A 24,325-nucleotide genomic window follows, 5' to 3' on the forward strand; every position below is an offset into this window, starting at 1 on the left:
ATTTCGCCATTTTTATGCTTTTTAAGCAAATGGGCCACTGTTGACGCAGAAGCCACCTCAACGAATAAACCTTCTTTTGTAGATAAAATATATTGAGCTTCTAACATCTTCATATCAGTAACTGAAGATGCTTCACCAGCCGTATTGTAAATAGCATCTATAGCTTTATCTCCATCTATCGGATATGGAACTGCTATTGCTGTTGCTATAGTGTCAGCTCTAGTTAAAGCTTCTACTCTATTTTGATTCTTCTCAAAAGCCCTTACCAAGGTATCTGCACCTGTAGATTGAACACCTGTTAATCTTGGCATTTTATCAATCAATCCAAGCTCATTATATTCAATAAATCCTTTATAATAAGCTGTCATATTAGTTCCACACCCAATTGGAATAATTACCTCATCAGGTACTTGAAAAAGCATTTGATCAACTATTTCAAAAGCTGCTGTCTTCTGTCCTTCCACCCTAAATGCATAATCCCCTGCTAAGAAAAACTTCTTAGATTTAGCTATGTCATAAGCCAGTTTAGCTGCATCATTATAGCTTCCTTTTACCTGAATAATTTTTCCACCAAAAGACATAACCTGCGCCAGCTTTGACATTGAAACACCTTCAGGAACCACAATAAAACAAGGCATTTTTGCTGCTGCTGCATAACAAGCACAAGATGCTGCCATGTTACCAGTTGAAGCAAGTATAATACCTTTTGCCCCCAACTCTTTAGCTATCGTGATATCAACAGCAGATCCTCTATCTTTAAACGATCCTGTTGGATTTTTACCCTCAACTTTAAAATATAGTTCTATACCTAGCTCTTTTCCAATCACCTTACTTTTAATTAGAGGTGTTGCATTTTCTCTTAAAGAAACAAAATTAGCTGGTTCTTTAATTGGCATTAATGACAAGTATTTTGATAAACAAGGAACCGCCTGCGTGAAATAATCTAAATTAATTTTGCTTCTAACTTTTACCATATCCATTTGCACTTCCCACGGAGTACTCTCCCCAGCAAATACGAAGTCATCTGTAGAAACTTTTTCTTTAGTAATAAAATCTATTATTTGATACATATTTAAATTAACCTTTAAGCAATTTTTTAAAATAAGAAAGTTCATAATCGAACTCTAAATACTGCTCATTATAATTAACTGTTGTATGTTCTTAAATAGCTAATTGCTACCAGCCCACATATTTTTTATAAAAACCGTGAAACATTTAGACTAAATCATTATCAATTCATTATTTATGGGATATAATAAAATCCTTTTGATAAAAAAGATTCTTTCTATTATGTTGCTTAAAGAAATTTTGAGATTCACTGATGATAATACTGAAGACAGAAATGAAGCGCCAACGCTTGAAGCTATTGGTATTACACAAGAAGTTCTAAATGGTGTAGATAAGTGGGCCAGATCAAAAACTAATTATGGAAAACCTGCAAGCTATATACCTGAGCTTTTAAAATATGATATAAAAAATACAGCTCTTGCAGTTGGAGATTTACACGGTAATATTTTAACTGCAGGGAACGCCCCAACCTTTAAAGCTAGTATCCAATCTGTTATAAAACCATTTCTGTATGCTTATGCTTTAGAAAAAGGGACTCCTCCTGATGAGATTTCTTCTATTGAGGCTACTTCTTTACAATTTAATATTGATAAAGTATTGCAACCAAATTCTGGAATAACTAGACCTGGCCACCCTCTAAATAATGCTGGAGCAATTTCTTCTGCTGGAGCAATAGAAAATTTCAATGACTTCTTAGAATTTATGAGAGCGCTGACTGGATCACCTGACTTAAATATAATAGAAGATATTTATCTTTCTGAAAGCTCTACTAATTATAATAATCGTGCAATGATGTATCGCTTAGTAGATACTGGTAGATTTAGATCCGCAACTCGTGGCATTAAGGCTTTAGATAACTATACTAAAGCTTGCTCTATTGGACTGAATGTTTCTGAATTACTTCAAGCATCCCTTGTTTTTGCAAGCGGAGGTGTAAAGAATGGAAAAAGACTTATAAGCCAAAATAATGTTGTTCGCGCTATTAATGTTATGAACTCTTTTGGTTTATATGAAAATACAGGAGCACTATCATTACTAGCCTCTGGAACAAGAGCCTTGTCATGTAAAAGTGGCGTGGGTGGATTCATTATTAACATAGATCCATTTAGGGGGGCAAGTTGCTCATACAATCCTTTATTAGATGTTTCAGGAAATAGTGTTTACGGAAAATTAACTCTTGTTATCTTAAACCATCTACTATCATCAGCTCATGCTATGAGGCTAGATGATCAAGAAACTCTTAGACTACTTTCTTGTGAGTATGAAGTCTCTATTGAAAACAAATATTTCTGCTATGGCTACAAATCTGAAAAAATAGACATTGATAACTCATTATAACTCTTCTTATTGATTTTAACTATTTAGTTGTATATCTTTGCTTGAGATAGCAGAAAGAAATATCTTATGGATTATAGATGAACAACAAATTAGCAATAGCTCTTGAAAAATTTATATTTGGCATTCGTTGGTTACAAGCACCTATTTATATACTACTATCTTTCATTCTTATAGCTTTTATCTATGAGATATTTAACGAATTAAAACATCTATTCATGTCTCTATCTTCATTTAATGAAGAAAAGTTAATAATCCTGACTCTAACCCTGTGTGATGCTGTTCTTGTGGCAAACTTAGTAGTCATAGTAATAATTAGTGGATATGAGAATTTTGTTTCTAAAATAAATATGAGAAAACAAAATGGTCAACCCTTATGGATTAAGAAACTATCTCCAAATGCTGTTAAAATAAAGATTGCAGGATCTATAATTGCTATCTCATCAATATCTTTATTAAAGAAGTTTTTAGAAATATCTCAAACGACAGATAGAGAACTTTTATGGGGAACAGTAATTCATATTATTTTTGTATTATCTGCCCTATTAATAGCTATCACATCTTATATAGAAGGTAAGTCTCACAAGCCTAGTTATGATGAGGATTAAAAATACTAGGCTAAATAAAAAAATACTTATCTTTAACATTCTCCTTCAGCAACATCACAAGAGAAAATCTCTTCAGAATTTTTAGGATCTCTTAATTCAATTTTTGCTGATTCAAAATTAAAAACCATTTAACTTAAGGTAGATTTTCTTCATAAAACTCTTTTAAAGAAAGAAAAGCTAACATAACTATTAAACCATAAAGCAATATAAATGGCCCAAAAACTCCAAAAACCATACACCAAATTAAAAAAGTAAGAAAACATCCACATCCCCCACCTCCAATAACAACGAAAAGCAATGAGCCTAACGTAACTAAAAAATCACGAACTCCATGAATTAATAAAAAAGGCAAAGGCCATAGAGCTGTTAAAAGTAAGAAAGACCATGCGATTACAAATTTAAATCTATATTTAACATTCCCGCTAAACATTTTAAGTTTAATCACTCAGGCTTCATATGAGGAAATAGAATAACGTCTCTTATCGATTGAGAATTTGTCAAATACATCACAAGCCTATCAATACCTATGCCTTGTCCCGCTGTTGGAGGCATCCCATATTCTAAAGCTCTTATATAATCTTTATCATATGGCATAGCTTCGTCATCACCAGAGGCTGCTGCTTCTACTTGTTTTCTAAATCTAGTTGCTTGATCTTCTGCATCATTAAGCTCTGAGAAGCCATTAGCAATTTCACGTGCACCAATAAAGAATTCAAATCTATCTGTAAACTCTGGATTACCATCGCTTCTTCTCGCTAATGGTGAAACAACAGCTGGATAGTCTGTAATAAATGTAGGTTGAATTAACTTAGTCTCAACAGTTTCTTCAAATATCTCATTAATTAAATGACCTAATTCATGAAATGGTTCAACCTTAATATTTAACCTTTCAGCAATAGCTTTTGTTTTATCAAAACTTGCTAAATCATCTTTTGAAATATCCGCATTATGCTTAACTATAGAGTCAACCATAGAGATTCTTTCATACGGTGCCGCGAAGTTTACTTTAAACTCCCCATACTCTAGTTCTGTAGTACCCGCTATTTCTTGTACCAATTTAGGTAACATATCTTCTGTCAAATCCATTAAATCATTATAGTCAGCATAAGCCATATAGAATTCAAGCATTGTAAATTCAGGATTATGACGAGATGAAACCCCTTCATTTCTAAAATTACGATTTATTTCATATACTCTTTCAAAACCACCAACAACTAGTCTTTTTAAATAAAGTTCTGGAGCTATTCTCAAATATAATGGCATGTCTAAAGCATTATGATGTGTTTTGAAAGGCTTCGCAGCTGCACCACCTTGTAAAACGTGCATCATTGGTGTTTCAACTTCCATAAACTTATGATCATCAAAATATCTACGAATAAAACTCACCACTTTTGAACGAACTTTAAAAACTTCACGCGATTTTTCATTAGTAATAAGATCAACATATCTTTGACGATATCTCATCTCTTGATCCGCAAGCCCATGAAACTTGTCAGGCAATGGCCTTATAGCCTTTGTTAGTATTTCAAAATGATCTGCATGGACAGAAAGCTCACCAGTATTCGTTTTAAATACTTTCCCTGAAACTGCTACTATATCACCCAAGTCACATAAGTTTTTGAAAGTATCATACTGCCCTTCAGGTAAGTCATCTTTTTTTAGATAAATCTGTACTCTTCCAGACATATCCTGAAGTGTAAAGAAAGAAGCTTTACCCATCACTCTTCTTAAAACAACCCTACCTGATACTTTATAAGTTTTTTTATCTTCCGCTTCTTCTAACTCTTGCTTTGTTTTCTCTGCATATCGAGCTTGTAGACACGCTGCAACCACATCCCTTTTAAACTTATTCGGATGGCTTATACCATTGTTCTGTCCAGCTAGTGTTTGTAGCTTTTCTTTTCTTAAAGCTATTTGTGAATTCTCTTGCATCTCTTCTATATGCTTTCTTACAAATTCAGGTATTCTCTCATGAATATCTAAACTATGCTCATGCAAATCTTTTTCAGCTAAAGTTTTTTCAACCTGCTCTCTTACTTTACCTCTCACAGCATCTTTTATGACTATATCATTAGCCTCTAAATATTCTTTTATTGATGCTTTAATTAAATCTTTTAATTTACTACTCATTCAATACACCTTTATAAACCACTTTTTAAACTTGCTTCTATAAATCTATCTAAATCACCATCAAGCACTGCTTGTGTATTTGTATTTTCAACACCTGTTCTTAAATCCTTAATACGAGACTGATCTAAAACATAAGAACGAATCTGACTTCCCCAGCCTATGTCAGATTTTGACTGTTCTAAAGCATTTTTCTCTGCATTCCTTTTTTGCAACTCAAGTTCATACAATTTAGATTTCAACTGTTTCATTGCTTGATCTTTATTTTTATGCTGAGACCTATCTGCTTGACATTGTACCACCACGTTTGTTGGAATATGTGTAATCCTAACAGCAGAATCTGTACGGTTAACATGCTGTCCACCTGCTCCAGATGCTCTATAAGTATCAATCCTTAAATCAGCTGGATTAATCTCTATATCAATATCATCATCAACTTCTGGAGAAATAAAAACAGATGCAAATGATGTATGTCTTTTATTATTTGAATCAAAAGGAGATTTCCTAACTAGTCTATGGATTCCTGTCTCTGTTCTAAGCCAACCATAAGCATATTCTCCCTCAATCTTTAAAGTACAACCTTTAATACCTGCCACATCTCCATCAGAAACATCATCAACTATTACTTTAAAGCCATGATCATCTGCCCAACGCATATACATTCTCATGATCATCTGCGCCCAATCTTGCGCTTCTGTACCACCAGAACCTGATTGAATATCTAAATATGCATTATTGGCATCCATTTCACCAGAAAACATTCTTCTAAACTCTAGCTTTTCGATATCCGTTGTAACTTGCTTAATATCTTTTATGACTTCTTCTAAGAAGCTTTCATCTTCTTCTGCCAATTCTAAAAGCTCAGATAAAGTTTCTAGACTTCCTATAATTTGCTCACAGTTTATAACGATATTTTCTAGCTCAACCTTCTGCTTTCCAAGATTTTGAGCATATTCAGGATCATCCCATATAGCGCCATCTTCGAGCTCCATTAGAACTTCTGTTAGTTTTTCTTTCTTTGCATCATAGTCAAAGATAACCTCGTAAAGATTCAATACGAGCCATTAGATCTTTTAATTGAGATTTATAGTTTATAGTTTCCATTTATATATTCTTATAAAAATTTGTTTCTAGATTTTAACTTTTTAGCCTTTGCAATACAATAATATTAAAGCTGCTATAGTATAAAAGGCTATAAATAAATTCTTATTCTTTTAGAATATCTTTGCTATCATTGTTAATAAGTTTTTTATTATTTTTAATTTTCACAAGCCAATATGTCATACCAAGCTTTAGCGAGAAAATATAGACCTAAATCATTTGCAGAAGTATGTGGCCAACAGCATGCTCTAAACAGTTTAGTCCATGCTTTAGAAACACAAAAAGTTCATCACGCATATCTTTTTACTGGCACAAGAGGTGTTGGAAAAACAACATTAGGTAGACTATTAGCTAAATGTCTAAATTGCCAATCTGGAGTAACTGCAGATCCATGTAATGTTTGTGAAAGTTGTACAGCCATAAACAATGGGACATTTATAGATCTTATTGAGATTGATGCTGCATCTAGAACAGGCGTCGAAGAAACTAAAGAGATTTTAGACAATATCCAATATATGCCATCTCAAGGTAGATATAAGGTTTATCTAATAGATGAAGTACATATGCTATCTAAACAGAGCTTTAATGCTTTGCTAAAAACCTTAGAAGAGCCGCCTGAATACGTGAAGTTTATTCTTGCCACTACTGATTATCACAAAATACCAGTAACCATACTTTCTCGATGCATACAGTTGCATCTAAAACATATTTCACAAGAAGATATTAAAGCTCAGCTTAAAGAAATACTTCAAAAAGAAAGCATTGATTCAGATGAACAATCTCTAGAATATATCGCATACCATGCAAAAGGTAGCTTAAGAGACGCTTTAAGCATCCTAGATCAAGCGATTAGTTTCTGCAATGGTACTCTTCATCAAGCTAAAATCAGAGAGATGCTAGGCATTGTCGATAATGAAGAGATATATAGCATTATTTATTCAATAATAAATAATGACCCTCAAGGCATATTACCAGCTATTAAAAACTTATCATTAACAGAAAGTAATGCTGAAGCTATTTTAGATAGAATCTCTGAAATCTGGTTTAGCTGCTGTCTTTATCATTTCACGAATAGCCTAGATACAACCAATGATGTAAGCTTAGAGGTTATTAAAGATATATTAGGCAAAGTTTCAGTTGAAGAGGTTCATCTACTATATCAACTAACAATTTCCTCTAAAGAGGACATCCATTTAGCACCAAATTTTGAAACTGGTGTAACAATGGCTTTACTCCGCTTGATAGCTTTTCAAAAAAAAAACTTAACTGAGAGTGAAACTACCAATATTCTAAAAAAAACAATCGTTGAGCCAAATATTCAACAACAAATAAATCCTCCCTCTGAAAAAGTTAACTCTCCAAAACACCAAAAAACTTCTGGGCAAAATAATGAAAATCATTCAGATATAAATAATGATCAAAAGTGGTTTTCTATTTTAAATAAAATTAAGCTAAAAGGCTTTACAAAAACTTTTGCATTTAATACACACCTAATAAGCTTAGATAAAGAAGAAATAAGAATAAGTCTAAATGAAGATGCTAAAAAAATTCTTGAGCTTAATCCAAACAGTTTAGAGAAGTTACAAGAATCTATTAGAACTCACTCAGAAAATGAAAATATAAAAATCATAATGGATAACCATTCTCAAAACTCTAAGAATGCAAAAAGAACGCCCTCTGAAATAAAGAGGGAAAATGCTGTAAATAAAGTATTTAACGATACAAATGTAAAAATAATTAAAGAAACTTTGGATTTAGAAATTCAAGATCAAAATATTGTATTAACTAACTAATATATTCCCACGCGCTTTTATCAGCAAAAACAGCATGTAGAAGTCTATTATTCAAAGTATGTCCTGATTTATAACAATTAAAATGTCCTAAGATGTAACCGCCAACATAAAAGTCACCTATAGCATCTAGAAGTTTATGCCTTACGAATTCATCTTCATAACGAAGGCCTCCTTCATTCAACACACCCTCATTAGTAATACCAACAGCATTATCTAATGATGCTCCTTTAGCCAAGTTATTTTGATGCAAATATGCAAGTTGCTCATAAAATCCAAATGTTCTAGCTTTTGAAACCATCTCTATATAAGCATCCAAATTATGCTCAAATACAATATGATCATTAGTTGCAGCTATTACTGGATGATCCCATTTAATTTTAAATTCATACTTAAGAGTATCACTTGGTAAAACTTCTGCGAACTTCTCTTCATGCTCAACTTTTACAGGTTTTAAAATTCTAATGCCTTTTCTTTTACTATCCTGCTCAATCACTCCAGCCTTACTTAAAAGCTGAGTAAACTCATAAGAACTACCATCCATAACTGGTAGCTCCGGAGCATTAACTTCAATCAAGACGTTATCAATCTCATACATCGCGAAAGCAGACATAAGATGCTCAATAGTTGAAACAGAAAGCTTTTCATTTCCATCTTTAGTAAGCAAAGTACACATGATAGCTTCTTTTATGTTAGAAATACCAACTTTTATATCAACACTAGGAGTTAAATCTACTCTACGGAAAACTATTCCATGATCAACACTCGCTGGAATAACGGTCATAGATACATCAACACCCGAATGTAGACCTATACCTGTAACTTTAAAAGATTTTGAAATTGTTTTTTGATGCATACTCTCCCCTTTCTTCTGCAAAAGAAATTATCTTCTTCTTAAGAAACTTGGAATATCTGCTTGACTAGTTTCTTTAGTCGATTCTTGTGAGTTATTTGAAGCTACTTCTGTTTCTTTTCTTAAGAAAGATGGTGCAGATGAACTAGAAGATTCTCTAGCTGAAGAACTTTTCTCTAAACCAAAACCTTTCTTAGAAGCTACTTTTTCTATACCAGTAACAACCACAGTAACTTTCATAGTATCTGTTACATCAGGATCAATAACTGTACCAGCTATAACTATAGCATCATCAGAAATAAATGATCTAATAACTTCACCAACTTCTTCAAACTCACCAATAGACATATCCATACCAGCAGTAATATTAACTATAACACCTTTAGCGCCATCTAAATTAACATCTTCAAGTAATGGGCTTGATATAGCAGCCTCAGCAGCCTCTCTAGCTCTATTTTCTCCAGAAGCTTCGCCCATACCCATCATTGCTATACCCATATTAGTCATTACAGCTCTGACATCAGCGAAGTCGACGTTTATTAAACCAGGCTTCGTTATAAGCTCAGAAACCCCTTTAACAGCATTTCCTAATACATCATTAGTTGCTTTGAATGCATCTAAAAGGCTAGCTCCTTTACCAAGTACACTTAATAACTTCTCATTTGGAACAGTTATTATTGAGTCAACATGCTTAGTTAATTCCTCTATACCAAAATCTGCTGCTTTCATTCTTCTTGGTCCTTCAAATGGAAAAGGCTTTGTAACAACAGCTATAGTAAGAATACCCATTTCTCTAGCAACCTCTGCAACGATTGGAGCTCCGCCAGTACCAGTACCACCCCCCATACCAGCAGTAATAAATACCATATCAGCACCACTTAAAAGTTGTTCAATTTTACTTCTATCTTCTGTAGCAGCTCTCTTACCTATTTCAGGGTTTGCACCAGCACCAAGACCTTTTGTAAGATTAGTACCAATTTGTAGAACATTTTCCACTTTAGATCTAGATAATGCTTGACCATCAGTATTCATTACGTAAAACTCAACACCCTCAACCTCTTCACACATGTGCTGCACAGCGTTACCACCGCCACCACCAACGCCAACAACTTTTATAACAGCATTCGACACCATTGAGTCATTAAAATCAAACATTCTTCAATCTCCTTTTATTACCTTTATAAATTAATTCTTAAAAATTATTGGAAAACCAACCTTTAACAGAAGATACCAAACCTTTTTTATCAAGCTTACTCTCATCTTCTGTTACATCAACTTCTTTACTGCTACTTACAGATGATGGAGAATCTACACTATTTATTGCCGCGTATTTTAAAAGTCCCACAACAGTTGAGTAAGAAGGATTATGAACCACTTCATTAGCCCCTAACACATCAATAGGACCCCCTACTCTTACTGGAAGCCTAAACATTTCCTCCCCCAATCTAGCCAAACCTTTTAATTTTGATCCTCCTCCTGTAAAAACTATACCTGAAGATAATATTTCTAAAAGTCTGTTTTCATCTAGCTTAGAATAAAGCATCTCAAAAGCCTCTTCCATTCTTGCTTCAATTACTAGAGAGAGATCTTGTACAGATATTCTCTTTTTTGCATTACCTAGAGCATTAGGAATATCTATTTTTTCATCCGGATTTTTCAAATGCTTGCTTGTAGCATACCCATACTGCAACTTAAGACTCTCAGCAGCATCAACAGGAAGCCTAAACACTTTAGAAATATCTGAAGAAATACTATTTCCACCAACCTTTAATGTATCAGTGAAACAAATGCTTCCTTCAGAAAAAACAGTAACACTAGTTGAGTCTGCTCCTATATTAACTAAACACACACCCATATCTTTTTCATCTGATGTAAGCACAGAGCTACTACTAGATAAGTGTTCAGCAACAATATCAGAAATCTCAAAGCCACAACCGACAATACTTTTTCTTATGTTTTGCAATAATCTTGATGATACAACGATTATATGCACATTTGACTCTAATCTTACAGCAAACATTCCTATTGGCTCTGTAACTCCAGGCTGCCCATCAACAACATAGTCTCTCTGCAAAACATGCAACATTTCGGTATCAGCTGACATAGGAACAGCTTTTGCTGTTTTAATTGCCATTGCTAAATCTGTCATAGAAACTTCACCGCCCTCAACAGCAGCTAACCCGTAAGAATTAAAACCAGCAACATTGGGTGCACTCACACCTAAAGTTACTCTATTAATATCAACTCCTGCTATATCTCTAGCCTCATCTAAAGCTGCATTTATAGCTTCCATTGCCATTTCTAGATTTATAATAGCGCCTTGTTTAACACCTTTCGATCTCTTCTGACTTACGCCAAGTATTTTTATCGTTCCTTGTTCAACCAATTGACCAATAGCAACTGTAATTTTTGAAGAACCTAAATCAAGCGCACAGAAATTACCACTTTCAAAAGCCATACAATACCCACTATCCTAACCATTAATGGCAAAGTTAATATAATCTAGTATACAATTATAAAGGTTTAGCTAAAAAAAACCAATTGCTTTACATAATAAAATAATATATCTAATATTTCACAACAAAGCCATTATCATATCGCATATCAAAATATTTTACATTCTCATAATTTTTAACTTGCTTATAAAATTTGAAAAATTTCTCAAATCTTTTAATAAGATCTTTTGAACCAAGCTTTACATAGAAACCATCAGACAACTTCACTGAAAATAAGTTTCCCTCATAATCCATATCAATTATTTCAACATTGTTTTTCTGAGCAATTCTTTCCAGATCTAAATATTCGCCGTATATATAATCTTTATTCTTATCTGGACCATTGATGCGAGGTAAATATTTATCATAATTAAAGACAGCTGGAGAAATAATAGTCATATCATCTAAAAGAACTTTTTTTTCGCCCCAATATGCAATAGGCTCTCTTTCATAAATATAAACAACTAATGTTGATGGCCATATTTTCTTCACCAAAGTATAATCAGTTCCTTGAAGGTCGGAAATATAATACTCCAAAGACTCAGCATTGAAATTAAGCCAACCTTTGTTACTTGATTCTAAAATCTTATCTATCAAATCTTGTTTAGATATATAAAAAAGCTGATCATTTGAGACAACATCAACTTTAGATATATTCTCATCAATTCTCGTAGCAAAAAATAAAATTATTAATAGAATAGCTACACAAATCAAAAATAAAACAAATCTTTTTACAATCTTTATCATTTAGCTTGTTCTACAACCTTTCTAACTAAATCATTAAAGCTATAACCCAGAGCCTTAGCTGATTTTGGCGATAAGCTATGCTCCGTCATACCTGGAGAAGTATTTATCTCTATCAAATAAAATTTACCATCCGAATAAATAAAATCGACTCTTGCATGTCCTTTACAACTCAGGACATCATACGCTCTTTTCGCCAACTCTCTTATCTCTAACTCTTTATCATCTGGCAGCCCACTTGGACTATGATATATGGATTGGCCACCATATTTCGACTCATAATCATAGAACTCATTTTTAGGTTCTATCCAAACAGATGAAAAAACCTCGTCATTTAGAACAGCTACAGTCATTTCCTTCCCAGTAACCCATTCCTCTATCATCACCTCACCATATTGAGCAGCTTCTTTATAGGCTGACTCAAGCTCCATCTCAAGATTCACCTTCGTAATCCCAATACTCGACCCCGTACTAGTAGGCTTTATCACAACTGGAAACTTAAGTTCTTTAGCTTCTTTTAGACTCTCTGTAAGAAGCTTTGCTTTGGGAGTAAGGAGACCATTTCTCTCCCACACTTCTTTACTTAGCATTTTATCCATAGTAATCACACTTGCTCGAATATCAGATGCAGTATGCTTAATTTTTAATATCTCTAATAGTGACTGAACACGTCCATTTTCACCATCTTCACCATGTAATGCTATATAACAAATATCAGGAGAAATTCTTAAAATCTCCTCAACAAGTTCTCTAGATGAGGCATCAACTCCGCAAACATCAAAACCTTCCTGTTGCAGAGCTGTCAACACCGCCCCGCCCGATTTCAAAGAAACTTCTCTTTCTGGAGAGTCTCCCCCATATAAAACAACAATTTTTTCTTTTTTCATATGCTTATTTACTTCTTCTTTCTAAAAAAAAATCTTTCAAAAGGTTTTTACATTCTTTTTGCATCAATCCCGATCTAACACTTAAGTTATGATTCAAATCCTTATCTTCATAGTATTTTTTACGAGAAAAAACTCCAACCCTACTATCAGGTGTTGCATAAATTAGCTCCTGCACTCTAGCCTGAACTAAAACACCCAAACACATTATACACGGCTCTAATGTTACATACAATTTTGTATCATTTAAACGATAATTATTTAGTTTTTCAGCTCCCATTCTTATAGCGAGCACCTCAGCATGTGCCGATGGATCATTATTTGTTATAGTACAATTATGAGCTTTCCCAATTATCTTTCCATCCTTCACCAAAACCGCCCCTATTGGAATTTCGTTTTTTTCCTTAGCCCGTAGTGATTGACTATAAGCCTCTCTCATAAAAAAAATATCAGATTCATTAAAAAGCATCAAAAATATATAACTAAATAATTTTTTACTTGAAGTCCCACCATATCATAAGTTAATATTAAAGACTACAATTTTGTCTGCCACTATTTTTTTAATAACCAGTGGATAGTGTCAGATTATTGTTTAACCAACCACACTGGAAAATGGAAACACACATATGTCAGAAAATTTCAAAGAACTATTTGAACAGTCTTTAAAACAAACAGAAATGAGAGTAGGTAAAATAATCGAAGCTACTGTTGTTAGCATAGATAAAGATTTCACTATGATTGATGCTGGATTGAAATCAGAATCTTTCATCCCTACTGATTCATTAAAAAATAACGACGGAGAATTAGAAGTTTCTGTTGGCGATAAAATAAATGTTGTTTTAGATGCTTTAGATAATAGTCATGGTGAAACTAGACTTTCTAGAGACAAAGCTAAGAAAATTGAGCTTTGGCAAAATATTGAGCAAGCTTTTGAAAATAACCAAACTGTACTTGGTAGAATCACTAATCATGTTAGAGGTGGTTATACTATGGAAGTGCAAGGTTTAAGAGCTTTCTTACCAGGATCCTTAGTTGATGTAAGACCGATTAAAGATGTTGCTCATCTAGAAGATAAAGATATAGAGCTTAAAGTAGTTAAAATAGATACTAAGAGAAACAACATAGTAGTATCAAGAAAAGCTGTTATTGAAGAAAATAACTCTGGTGATAAAGATGCTCTTCTTGAAAAAATCTCTGAAGGAAGCGTTGTTAAAGGTATTGTTAAAAACATTACTGACTTCGGTGCTTTCGTTGATCTTGGTGGTGTAGATGGTTTATTACACATCACAGATATTTCTTGGAGCAGAATTAGCCATCCAACAGATGTTCTTTCTATTGGTGAAGAAATTGATGTTAAAGTGATTAAATTCGACAAAGAGAAGCAAAGAATATCTCTAGGCATAAAACAGTTAGGTGAAGATCCTTGGTTAAATATCGCTAGAGAACTACCTGTTGGCACTAAATTAATGGGCACAGTTACTAACATCACTGATTATGGATGTTTCGTAAAACTTAAAGAAGGAATTGAAGGCTTAGTTCATACATCTGAAATGGATTGGACAAATAAGAACGTTAATCCTCATAAAGCTGTAAGCATTGGTCAAGAGCTTGAAGTTATAGTTCTTGAGCTAGATGCAGACAACCATAGAATATCTTTAGGTATAAAACAATGTAGAGCAAACCCTTGGAATGAGTTTGAAACTAATTTCCAAGTTGGTGACAAAGTTCATGGTAAAATCAGATCCATTACTGAATTCGGTGTATTCATTGGTCTTGATGGTGGCATTGACGGTCTAGTTCACATATCTGATGTTGCTTGGGATAATCCTGCAAAAGCAATTAAAGAGCTTAAAAAAGGTGATGATGTTGAAGCTGTGCTTGTTTCTGTTAATACTGACCTAGAAAGAATAGCTCTTAGCATGAAACAATTATCTGAAGATCCTTTCAGACAATTTGCAGAAGCTAATCCTAAAGGATCTTTAGTTAAAGGTAAAATTATTAAAGTTCAAGAAAATGGCGCTGTTGTTTTACTTGATGAAACTAATAATATTGATGGATTTATTAGAATATCTGAAATTTCTGTCAACCATACTAAAGATGCGAGAGATGAGCTAAGCGAAGGTCAAGAAATTGAAACTCGTATAGTAAATATAGACCCTAAAAAGAGAAGTATCGCTTTATCTATAAAAGCGATAGAAGAAGGTGAAGTTGCTAAAGCTAAATCTAACTATAAAGTTGAGCAAATGACTCCTACAACTCTTGGCGATCTAATCAAAGAACAACTAAGTAAAAAATAATTTTAGTTAATTATTAAACTTCTATCTATTAATAAGCCCATAAGTCAAAAGACCTATGGGCTTTTTTATTCTTAAAAATAAAGTAGAATATCAACCATTTACACATATTTATATTTTATATTGTGCTTACATCTAAAATTTCTGAAATAATAAAAGACTTGAAAAAAAACAATATAGTAGCTATTCCAACAGATACTATTTATGGCTTTAGTTGTTTAATAAATGAATCAGCAATCAGATCTATTCTTTCTCTAAAAAAAAGAGATCCAAGCAAAGGTCTTATAATCATATCATCAAACCCAAAACATTTAGCAAATTTTATTAAACTTGAAATATTATCAAAAGCACAGCTTGACAAAATATTCTCTGAAACTTTAGAACCTACTACTTGGATAGTCCCAGCTAAAGATGAGGCAACATGGATAGCCGGAGGAAAGGACACCATTGCTATTAGACTTACAAATAACGAGATTATAAAAGAAATAACATCTAATTTAAATCAAGCAATAATCTCAACTAGTGCAAACTTATCTGGTGATGAAAGCCTACCTACTGCATCTATGATAAATGACATCTTTCCAAACATAAAAACATTAGAAGCAACTAAAAATACAAATACTAAACCATCAAAAATTATAGATGTAATAAAAGGTATACAAATACGATAATTTTTCAACTAGAATAAAATTGATAAAAATATAAAAATGTAATAGCATATCAGTGTGTAATAAAATTCCCGAGACTTTTGTAAAAGGAAAAAAATGAAGAAATCAAAAGAAATAGATCATAAAGATATTCAAGATAAGCTTTGGAGCCATGATGATGAAACCAACTTATCGAATGAACAGTATAATACTCTACTTATAGAACAATATAGGATGTATGTCGAGTCTGCTGACAGAACCAGCTTTAGAAGAATCGTTATCAATTTGTTCTTCCTAGTAACGAACCTTTTTATTGTTGGAATAGTTGCTCTTGCTGTAAGCAATAATATGAATATTAACAACCCACCATCTCCAACTTTAATTGCTATACCTTTCTTTGCTGGCATAGTTTTCTGTTATGCATGGTGGAAAATCGTGAGATTTTTTAGACATCATGTACAGATAAAAAACACTATTGTGCCTTCCATAGAGAGAAGGCTTCCTTCTAAAGCTTGGTTAACTGAAGAATATATTGCAAATCAAAAAGGCTCATTCAAACCTATCAGAATACTTGAAATATACATGCCTTTCATTTTTGTTGGCATCTATACAGCTTTCTTCATATTCATCCAAGTCTCTTGGTTAAAAGTCTCTTAAATAATTTTTTCTCATTTATATTGCCTGAATAGCCGTTATAGCTATTGTGTACGTAATATCATCTACAGTTGCTCCTCTAGATAAATCATTTACTGGTTTATTTATACCTTGAAGAACTGGTCCAATACTTAAAACATTAGCACTTCTCTGAACGGCTTTATAAACAGTATTACCAGTATTTAAATCAGGAAATATTAAAACTGTTGCTTTACCTGCCACAGGACTACCTGGAGCTTTTTTCTTCGCTACACTCTCTATCATTGCAGCATCATATTGCAATGGTCCATCAACTAGTAACTCTGGCTGTCTATTTTTCAGCATTTCAGTTGCCTTGCGAACTTTTTCCACTTGCTCTCCAGAGCCTGATGTTCCTGTACTATAGCTTATCATTGCGACTCTTGGCTCAATACTAAACTTTTGAGCAGATTCTGCACTTTGTATAGCAATTTCAACAAGCTGTTCTGCTGTAGGATCTTGGTTAACAGCACAATCAGCAAAAACAATGACCTCTTCTGGCATACACATAAAGAACACAGATGAAACCAGCGAAATTCCAGGTTTTGTTTTAACTAACTGCAACGCAGGCCTTAAAACATCTGCTGTTGTATGCTCAGCACCAGAAACAAGACCATCAACCTCTCCAAGATAAAGCATAATTGTTGCTAAAATTATTGGATTTTTTATCGCATCTTTAGCAATATTTTCAGATAGTCCCTTATGCTTTCTTAAATCTAGTAGAGTTTTTAAATATCTTTTTTCTGAAGCCTCATCTATTTCTATTACTGTTATACCTTCTGGCAAAGAAAAACCATTTAGCTGAGCAACCTCATTAATTTTAGTTTTATCGCCAATAAGCACGCAATCTGCTATACCTTGTTCATAACAGTTTTTAACTGCCTGCAAAGTTCTTGGCTCATAACTTTCTGGCAATACTATTCTTTTCTTAGCTTTTTGAGCCATTTTCAACAAATGATACCTAAATGCTGGTGGTGACATGATTCTATTTTTTGCTATAGAATCTTTCGTTATTTCTTTTAATATCTCTTTAATATTAACATTTGCTATTATTGAATCTTTAACTCTCTGGATCCTTTCAAAATCATCTTTAGGAATACCCATAAAATCTAATTCTGTTATTTTAACAATAGTACTAGTACTTCTATTTTCTGTAGTAAGTATAGCTAATCCACTCTTCTCAGCAATTTCCAGACATAGCCTTTTAACATCATCATTAAGTCGCTTTCCTACAGTTAATACTATCCCTGCTATTTTCATACCTTTATGAGCAGCTAAACAAACTGCCATCAATATATCAGATCTATCAGCAGAAGTTATAACCATTGTATTTGGTTCCAAATCTTCTATAAAATTCTCTATGTTTCGAGAACACATAGTCACTCTATGGACTCTTGTATCTAAGGTTACATCTGTAATAAGCTCTAACTTTAATCTGTTTTTGATATCCAATATCCTAGGATAAGTTTTCTCTTTTGACCAATCAACACAACCAAGAAATCTTATCCCATCTGGTTTTGAAAATATTGGTAACCTACTTACTTCTTCGGAACTTATTTTTACTGTCCCGCTTGACTCTCTAGCCTCTTCATCAGTCAAACTAAAACCTATATGTCCATCCTCATCATAAGGAGCATTTACCTTAGTTATAATAGCTCCTAGCACTTCTATTTTTTTAGGTAAAGTCCTATATTTATATTCCATTTCATCGTTAATATCTTGTAGAGTCTTGTTGCCATGATAAGATGAAATTATTACTTTTGCTGATAATGCCTTAATCAACTCTCTATTTAACTCAAATAAACTACCATTTAAAGAATATAGTTTATGTGTGTAGTCAGTTTGTCTAAATAATCCACATACTATTGCAAAATCATATCCTTGAGCTTTCTTATAAAATTTTTGTAAGACTAATTCAACATAATCTTTAACTCTATCATTTAATAAATATTTCTCTATCTCTTCAATCGTCATATCCATATCAAAAACAGGATGAAAAGTTTTTATTTTTAGACCTTTTTGCTGAAGTGCATAAGCAATACTGCTTGCCAACATTCTTAAGCCTGTGAATTTAGATGATGGTAAAATAAAAATTGGTGTATTCATATTATTAAGATTCCAAATTTTTTAAGAACTAAACTATTAAACTAATTGCAATGTATCTTTTGCTATCATCAACTCCTCATTAGTTGGCACAACCATTATTTTATGGCTTTTATCACTATTTATATAAACCTGATCCTTGGTATCATTTTTAGCAGAGTCTATCTCAAATCCAATATTAGATAGTTTATTAACTATGCTCTTTCTAATTGTATTAGCGTTTTCACCTATACCACCTGTAAAGACTAATGCATCTAAAGTATCAAAATAAATCATATAGCTTGCCACAAACTTGGCTACTCTTTGAGAAAACATTTCAATAGCAAGGCTAGCATCCGCATGCCCATTTGCTGCTAACTCACGAATCTCTCTCATATCATTATGGCCACATATACCTAGTAAACCACTCTCTTTATTTAAAACACTAGAAATTTTCTCAACATTCCAGCCAAGATTTTTTGCTAAGAAGCTAAATATTCCAGCATCTATTGAACCCGAACGAGTTCCCATTATAAGACCATCTAGAGGAGTAAATCCCATACTAGTATCTACACTTTTTCCATCAACAATAGCAGATAAACTACAGCCATTGCCTAGATGAGCAACTATAAAATTTCCTTTTTCTTTATTTAAGAGTTTTGCTGCTTGTTTAGAAACATAACTATGTGAAGTACCATGAAAACCATATTTTCTTATATGGTACTTATCAGTTAATTCTCTGGGAATGGCATACTCTGCAACATATTTCTCTATAGTTTGATGAAATGCCGTATCAAATACAGCAACTTGAGGTAGTTTTGGAAAAATTTTCCTACAATACTCTATACCATCTACATTTGCTGGATTATGTAACGGTGCGAGAGGAATACATTTCTTAATTTTTTCAACAACATCTTCAGTAATTAGCACAGAACTATCAAAATATTGTCCACCATGCACAACTCTATGACCAACAGCTGAAATAGCCTCTAGATGGCCATTATCCTGCATGTAAGTTTTTATTTGTGAGAAAACATCCTCATATTTTCCATTCTCTATAGCAATTTCTATTTTTCTATCTGCTTTAAAGCTAACTTTACAGTTTCTTTGAGAAATATTTTCGGCCAACCCACTAAAAGCTGTCTGATTTTCCAGAGGATTTATAAGAGCAAATTTAACTGAAGAACTACCACAATTTAATACTAACACATTACTCATGTGCGATTCCTTTAAGAATATTTTCTATCTAATAAAGTATTATACTAGAATGGGATATCGTCATCAAAATTAGTAGAGTTTATTTCTGCAAAATCCGGTACATTATTTTGCTGAGGACGCTGCTGGTTAAAATTCTTATTTTGCGCTGGCTGATGATTACTTTGAAAGCCAGAATCACTACCAGATGCATTACCGCCACCAACAAATTGGAAATTACTAGCAACAACTTCCGTTGTATATTGAGGATTTCCATTTTTATCTTGCCACTTATTAGTTCTTAGCCTACCTTCTACGAAAAGCTGAGACCCCTTAGTAGCATATTTTTGTATTGCTTCCGCAGACTTGCCAAAAACGACAACTCTATGCCACTCAGTAGTTATATTATCTCCAATTCCATCATTAGTTGCTAAACTTAATGTAGCAACTGAAGTTCCATTTTGAGTAACTCTAACTTCAGGATTAGTACCAAGCCTACCTAACAATATAACCTTATTAACTGTTCCTTTAGCCATAATTATTTCCTTTTTTAATTTTAAAAAACTTAAACAAAGCTTACATGAAAAATTTCTAACAGACTAGATTTTACCAATATTTAGTTTAAAATTCTAAATTTGGAACTACCAGATAAGTCTAATTATGAAGAAACTTTTTTTTAAGTTACTAATATTATCTATTTTTACGGTCTATTCTCCTCTATTTGCAGATGTGAGCTTTACAAAAACACATATTGATTATGAGGATATAAATCTACTTACTGAGCATATTAAAAATCACCCTAATGGCTTTACTATAAACCCATACACACAAGAGTCTCCATCAAATGGTTATGTTGTCGCTCCAGTTAAAGATGCTGAGATTAAGATAAAATATTCGCAGATAGATAGTAAGCATTTAAAAGAATATATTAGAAATTTAGAAATAATCGCAAGCCTGTCTAAAGAGCAAGTTTATGCTGGTGGCTGGTTAAATAATGATGATAGCTATTACTATCTGGATGCAGTATACGTTATAAATAATGAGAATGAAGCTCTATATATTGCTAATGCGGCTGATCAATTAGCAATATACAACCTAGCAACAAATGAAGATATAAATACCTCCGATGCCTTAGAAAAAATTAAAAAGAACAACACTTTTGATGATCAAGAATCTAAATTAATATCTAGTAATATAGATAAACTAACTAAAAAATATAACATTTATAAGAACTCAAAAATGATCACTTTCTAATCACATCTTCTTAATATATTCAAAAGCATTATCATCTAAAGATAAGATTCCTGTATTTGAGTCATAATTGATAAGCTCTGCGTAACGAGCCCAATCAATAAATGTATCAAAAACTCTTTCAGCAACTTCAGTTGGAAAATGATCATCAAGCTCTGCTAAAAATCTTGATTTTGGTGCAGTATGAGATTCTCTTTCTTTTAGAACTTTAACAACATGTCTTGCTAAAGGAATATATTTCAAAAACAATCTACCGAAAATAAATTTTCTCTCTTCAATCTCTCCATCAATAAATTTACGTCCCAATGCTGTCATTTTAATATCACCTTCCGACACTTCAGCAAATCTTAAAATTGACAATATCTCTATGATCGGGAATAAGTCATTAATATCTAAATGAAGTTCATCTGCAAGTTGAGGCAAATCAATAGCTTCTGCATCCTTAATATCATACATCTCATCCAATAAACCATTCATTTCTGAAATATCAACATCAGGGATTCTATAGCCTATAGTCATTGCTGTTTTCTTATTCATTCTCTCAGCAAGCTCTTTTGTTTGAGCCGTTGTCATCATACGATAAACTTCGTCTATTAGATCAGCAATAGCTGGATCTTGACTTGTTCTTGGATGAGGAAGTCTAATTTTAAGCTCTCCTCGAATGAACCCTGGATTACTTCCAAAGATAATAATCCTATCAGCAGTAAGGACAGCTTCTTCAATACTATGAGTTACATATAAAATACCTTTCATACTTTCATTCTTTTGCCACAAATCAAGTAGGTCTTCTCTTAAGTTTTCAGCTGTAAGGATATCAAGAGCAGAAAAAGGTTCATCCATTAAAAGAACATCCGGTTCCAAAACAAGAGCTCTTGCAAAACCTACACGCTGCCTCATACCTCCTGAAAGCTCTTTAGGATAAGCATTTTCAAAACCGTCTAAACCAACCATATCAATTGCTTTTAAAACTCTAATTTTTCTTTCCTGAGCACTAACTTTTCTTGCCTCTAATCCTAGCTCCACATTTTGCATGACCGTAAGCCACGGCATAAGAGCAAAACTTTGGAAGACCATAGAAATATCTGGAACTGGTGCACTAACTTTCTTTCCGCGATAAGTAACTTTACCATCTGTTGCATCCATAAGCCCTGCGATAATTCTCAGCAAAGTTGACTTACCTGAGCCTGATTTACCTAAAAGAGCAACTATTTCTCCTTCATGCAAGGTAAAATCAACAGTGTCTAAAACTTTTAAAGGTTGCTCACCTTTAATTTGAAATGATTTTGAAACTTTCTCTACTTTTATAATCTCTTTTGACATATTCTCGTTTCTCCCTTTTACCTTACATATTCATACTGAAACGATTTTCTGCATAATTATATAATTTTCTCCAGAAAAGCTTATTTGAAAGCACTACTAGAATGCACATAACTATAACACCTAATAAAACATTAGCCGTATGATCTCCTGCTAAATTATATTGTTGTGCTATATAAGCTCCTATACCCGAAGCTTGTATAGTTGAATCCGTACCCCAATTAATGTATTCACATACAATACTAGCATTCCATGCTCCACCTGCAGCTGTAATAGCTCCTGTTACATAGAAAGGCATAATTGAAGGAAATAAATATTTAGACCACTTCATAACTCCCTTTAATTGCATATTTTTAGCTGCCAACTTAAGTTCATTAGGTATTGCTGAAGCTCCAGCAATTACATTAAATAAAATGTACCACTGTGTCCCCAGAGCCATTAAAACAATACACCAAATATTAAAATTCAGGTTAAATGCAATTACAACCGTTCCGCATACTCCATATAAAACATTAACTGGAAATGCCGCTGCCATTTGAGCGTATGGCTGAACTTTTTGAGCAATCTTGGGCCTCATACCAATCCATATACCAATAGGCACCCAAATAACTGAAGTAATCAAAATAAGTGCAGCTACTCTTAAACCAGTCAGAAGACCATAATAAAAAACTTTTGCCGTTTCTTCTAAACCAATATTACTATCACCGCCATATATTGTTTGATAAGCAAAAAAACAAAGTGCAACTATCACAGCCCATAAAGCAATTTGCCAGATAATTCTTTGGAAAATAGTTTCCTTTATCTCGGTTTTTTGGTGTTTTTGCTGATCAAAAGATTTCTCTAAATCCTTTTTAAAAGCCTTAATATTTACTATTCTACTCGCTAGAGTATTTAAAAAATTATTAAAAACCCTAACTAGAACCGACTTTTGCAATGCTTTTAAGAACCAGGAGTCTGAATAAACCTCTGATTGATTTTCACTAAGGCCAAATTTTTCTGACCATGCTACTAAAGGCCTAAACAAAAGTTGATCATAAAGTACAATAACAATTAGCATTGTCAAAATAGCCATGCCAACCGCTAAAAAATCTTTATTACTATTTGCTGCGTCAATAAATGACCCTATTCCAGGAAGATTCACATTGACTGACATCGCTGCACCAAAATTAACGACTATACTTTCTGATGCTACTATCATGAACCAGCTTGCAGACATTGACATCATAGTATTCCATATAAGTCCAGGCATAGAAAAAGGAACCTCTAACTTCCAAAATTTTTGCCACGCTGATAGCTGATACATATCTGCAGCTTCTTTTAATTCTTTAGGAATAGTCTTCAGTGACTGATAAAAGCTTAAAATCATGTTCCAAACTTGTGCCGTTATTATTCCAAATATAACAGCTGCCTGAGCACCCCATAGAGAATGAGGAAAAAGTAACAAAAAACCTGTTATTGTTATTGCTAAAAAACCTAGTATAGGAATCGACTGTAATATATCTACTATTGGGATAAGTATGCTCTCAGCTCGTTTACTTTTAGCGGCCCATGCGCCAAAAATGAAAGTTAAAAGCAATGAAAATCCTAATGCAATAAACATCCTCATTGTCGTTTCAGCAGCATAATATGGTAAATGATACAAACTTAAAGAAATCTCTGAATACTGTTGTACGCTAGTTTGATCTTTATAATCTATACTTCCACCTAAACCACTTGTTGTCCAGGCAATTACTGATATTAAAAGTAACACAACCAAAATAGCAAATAAATCCCATTTAGTGCGAGTAACTTTACTAGTTACATTATTATAGAATATCTTTTTCATAAACTTTTCTCACTTTAAAGCTATCGTGGTTAAAGCTT

Annotated in this window: 21 protein-coding genes and 1 pseudogene; 7 read left to right on the forward strand and 15 right to left on the reverse strand. The window is 33.1% G+C overall.

Annotation, left to right across the window (positions count from 1 at the left end; genetic code table 11):
- Positions 1-5: 5 nt before the first annotated feature.
- A pseudogene (gene thrC / locus DNK87_RS09060) lies at positions 6-1,115 on the reverse strand (threonine synthase); the annotation flags it as partial.
- Between the two features lie 130 nt (positions 1,116-1,245).
- On the opposite strand from thrC, the gene DNK87_RS08030 reads away from it, so the two are divergent.
- Positions 1,246-2,406 carry a glutaminase gene (locus DNK87_RS08030; RefSeq protein ID WP_119331047.1) on the forward strand — a complete coding sequence of 387 codons (1,161 nt, stop codon included), beginning with the start codon at positions 1,246-1,248 and terminating at the stop codon, positions 2,404-2,406.
- Positions 2,407-2,483: 77 nt separating this feature from the next.
- Positions 2,484-3,011 carry a TIGR00645 family protein gene (locus tag DNK87_RS08035; protein WP_119331048.1) on the forward strand — a complete coding sequence of 176 codons (528 nt, stop codon included), beginning with the start codon at positions 2,484-2,486 and terminating at the stop codon, positions 3,009-3,011.
- Between the two features lie 133 nt (positions 3,012-3,144).
- On the opposite strand, the gene DNK87_RS08040 is transcribed toward DNK87_RS08035, so the two are convergent.
- The 3 genes from DNK87_RS08040 to prfB all read right to left on the reverse strand — a co-directional run bounded on the left by DNK87_RS08040 (position 3,145) and on the right by prfB (position 6,242).
- On the reverse strand, positions 3,145-3,456 hold the full coding sequence (locus DNK87_RS08040; RefSeq protein WP_119331049.1) for a hypothetical protein: 312 nt from the start codon (positions 3,454-3,456) through the stop codon (positions 3,145-3,147).
- The gene (lysS, locus tag DNK87_RS08045; RefSeq protein WP_119331050.1) at positions 3,453-5,141 is read right to left on the reverse strand and encodes a lysine--tRNA ligase; all 1,689 of its coding nucleotides are present in this window, start codon (positions 5,139-5,141) and stop codon (positions 3,453-3,455) included. Before lysS ends, DNK87_RS08040 begins: the two co-directional genes overlap by 4 nt.
- 11 nt (positions 5,142-5,152) lie before the next feature.
- Positions 5,153-6,242, reverse strand: a protein-coding gene (prfB, locus tag DNK87_RS08050; protein WP_119331051.1) for a peptide chain release factor 2 whose coding sequence is annotated in 2 segments (ribosomal slippage) — positions 5,153-6,169 and positions 6,171-6,242 — 1,089 coding nt in all. Because the reading frame shifts where the segments join, the coding sequence is not laid out codon by codon here.
- 173 nt (positions 6,243-6,415) lie between these two features.
- Between prfB and dnaX the strand changes: the two genes are divergently transcribed.
- Positions 6,416-8,032, forward strand: coding sequence for a DNA polymerase III subunit gamma/tau (gene dnaX, locus DNK87_RS08055; RefSeq protein WP_119331052.1), 1,617 nt, complete (start codon positions 6,416-6,418; stop codon positions 8,030-8,032).
- Here dnaX and lpxC read toward each other — a convergent pair.
- The 6 genes from lpxC to tadA form a co-directional block, all read right to left on the reverse strand.
- The gene (gene lpxC, locus DNK87_RS08060) at positions 8,025-8,885 is read right to left on the reverse strand and encodes a UDP-3-O-acyl-N-acetylglucosamine deacetylase (RefSeq protein ID WP_119331053.1); all 861 of its coding nucleotides are present in this window, start codon (positions 8,883-8,885) and stop codon (positions 8,025-8,027) included. The genes dnaX and lpxC overlap by 8 nt on opposite strands.
- Before the next feature lie 27 nt (positions 8,886-8,912).
- Entirely contained in the window at positions 8,913-10,037 is a 1,125-nt protein-coding gene (ftsZ, locus tag DNK87_RS08065; protein ID WP_119331054.1) for a cell division protein FtsZ, read from the reverse strand.
- 37 nt (positions 10,038-10,074) lie between these two features.
- Entirely contained in the window at positions 10,075-11,340 is a 1,266-nt protein-coding gene (gene ftsA / locus DNK87_RS08070) for a cell division protein FtsA (RefSeq protein WP_119331055.1), read from the reverse strand.
- A 109-nt stretch (positions 11,341-11,449) separates the two neighbouring features.
- Entirely contained in the window at positions 11,450-12,124 is a 675-nt protein-coding gene (locus DNK87_RS08075; protein WP_119331056.1) for a cell division protein FtsQ/DivIB, read from the reverse strand.
- Positions 12,121-13,008 carry a D-alanine--D-alanine ligase gene (locus tag DNK87_RS08080; RefSeq protein ID WP_119331057.1) on the reverse strand — a complete coding sequence of 296 codons (888 nt, stop codon included), beginning with the start codon at positions 13,006-13,008 and terminating at the stop codon, positions 12,121-12,123. The genes DNK87_RS08075 and DNK87_RS08080 overlap by 4 nt, the downstream gene beginning before the upstream one ends.
- A gap of 4 nt (positions 13,009-13,012) precedes the next feature.
- Entirely contained in the window at positions 13,013-13,477 is a 465-nt protein-coding gene (gene tadA / locus DNK87_RS08085) for a tRNA adenosine(34) deaminase TadA (protein ID WP_119331058.1), read from the reverse strand.
- A 154-nt stretch (positions 13,478-13,631) separates the two neighbouring features.
- Between tadA and rpsA the strand changes: the two genes are divergently transcribed.
- From rpsA to DNK87_RS08100, 3 genes are all read left to right on the forward strand, one after another.
- Positions 13,632-15,302 (forward strand): 30S ribosomal protein S1, encoded by a 1,671-nt coding sequence (rpsA, locus tag DNK87_RS08090; RefSeq protein WP_119331059.1) that lies wholly within the window; start codon positions 13,632-13,634, stop codon positions 15,300-15,302.
- A gap of 122 nt (positions 15,303-15,424) precedes the next feature.
- The gene (locus DNK87_RS08095; protein ID WP_119331060.1) at positions 15,425-15,970 is read left to right on the forward strand and encodes an L-threonylcarbamoyladenylate synthase; all 546 of its coding nucleotides are present in this window, start codon (positions 15,425-15,427) and stop codon (positions 15,968-15,970) included.
- Between the two features lie 93 nt (positions 15,971-16,063).
- Positions 16,064-16,603: an intracellular proliferation membrane protein RipA gene (locus tag DNK87_RS08100; RefSeq protein ID WP_119331061.1), complete on the forward strand. Its 540-nt coding sequence runs from the start codon at positions 16,064-16,066 to the stop codon at positions 16,601-16,603.
- Positions 16,604-16,618: 15 nt separating this feature from the next.
- On the opposite strand, the gene pta is transcribed toward DNK87_RS08100, so the two are convergent.
- The 3 genes from pta to DNK87_RS08115 are packed head-to-tail and all read right to left on the reverse strand — an operon-like array spanning position 16,619 to position 20,430.
- Entirely contained in the window at positions 16,619-18,724 is a 2,106-nt protein-coding gene (gene pta / locus DNK87_RS08105; protein WP_119331062.1) for a phosphate acetyltransferase, read from the reverse strand.
- A gap of 36 nt (positions 18,725-18,760) precedes the next feature.
- Positions 18,761-19,918 carry an acetate/propionate family kinase gene (locus DNK87_RS08110; RefSeq protein ID WP_119331063.1) on the reverse strand — a complete coding sequence of 386 codons (1,158 nt, stop codon included), beginning with the start codon at positions 19,916-19,918 and terminating at the stop codon, positions 18,761-18,763.
- A 44-nt stretch (positions 19,919-19,962) separates the two neighbouring features.
- Entirely contained in the window at positions 19,963-20,430 is a 468-nt protein-coding gene (locus tag DNK87_RS08115) for a single-stranded DNA-binding protein (RefSeq protein ID WP_119331064.1), read from the reverse strand.
- Positions 20,431-20,554: 124 nt separating this feature from the next.
- On the opposite strand from DNK87_RS08115, the gene DNK87_RS08120 reads away from it, so the two are divergent.
- The gene (locus DNK87_RS08120) at positions 20,555-21,148 is read left to right on the forward strand and encodes a hypothetical protein (RefSeq protein WP_119331065.1); all 594 of its coding nucleotides are present in this window, start codon (positions 20,555-20,557) and stop codon (positions 21,146-21,148) included.
- Here DNK87_RS08120 and DNK87_RS08125 read toward each other — a convergent pair whose 3' ends face one another.
- Both DNK87_RS08125 and DNK87_RS08130 read right to left on the reverse strand, forming a co-directional pair.
- Complete coding sequence (locus tag DNK87_RS08125) at positions 21,149-22,465, reverse strand: ABC transporter ATP-binding protein (RefSeq protein ID WP_119331066.1); 1,317 nt, start codon at positions 22,463-22,465, stop codon at positions 21,149-21,151.
- Between the two features lie 22 nt (positions 22,466-22,487).
- Positions 22,488-24,287 (reverse strand): ABC transporter permease, encoded by a 1,800-nt coding sequence (locus tag DNK87_RS08130; RefSeq protein WP_119331067.1) that lies wholly within the window; start codon positions 24,285-24,287, stop codon positions 22,488-22,490.
- Between the last annotated feature and the right edge of the window lie 38 nt (positions 24,288-24,325).

It is taken from the genome of Pseudofrancisella aestuarii (genome assembly GCF_003574475.2).
Taxonomy (GTDB): domain Bacteria; phylum Pseudomonadota; class Gammaproteobacteria; order Francisellales; family Francisellaceae; genus Francisella; species Francisella aestuarii.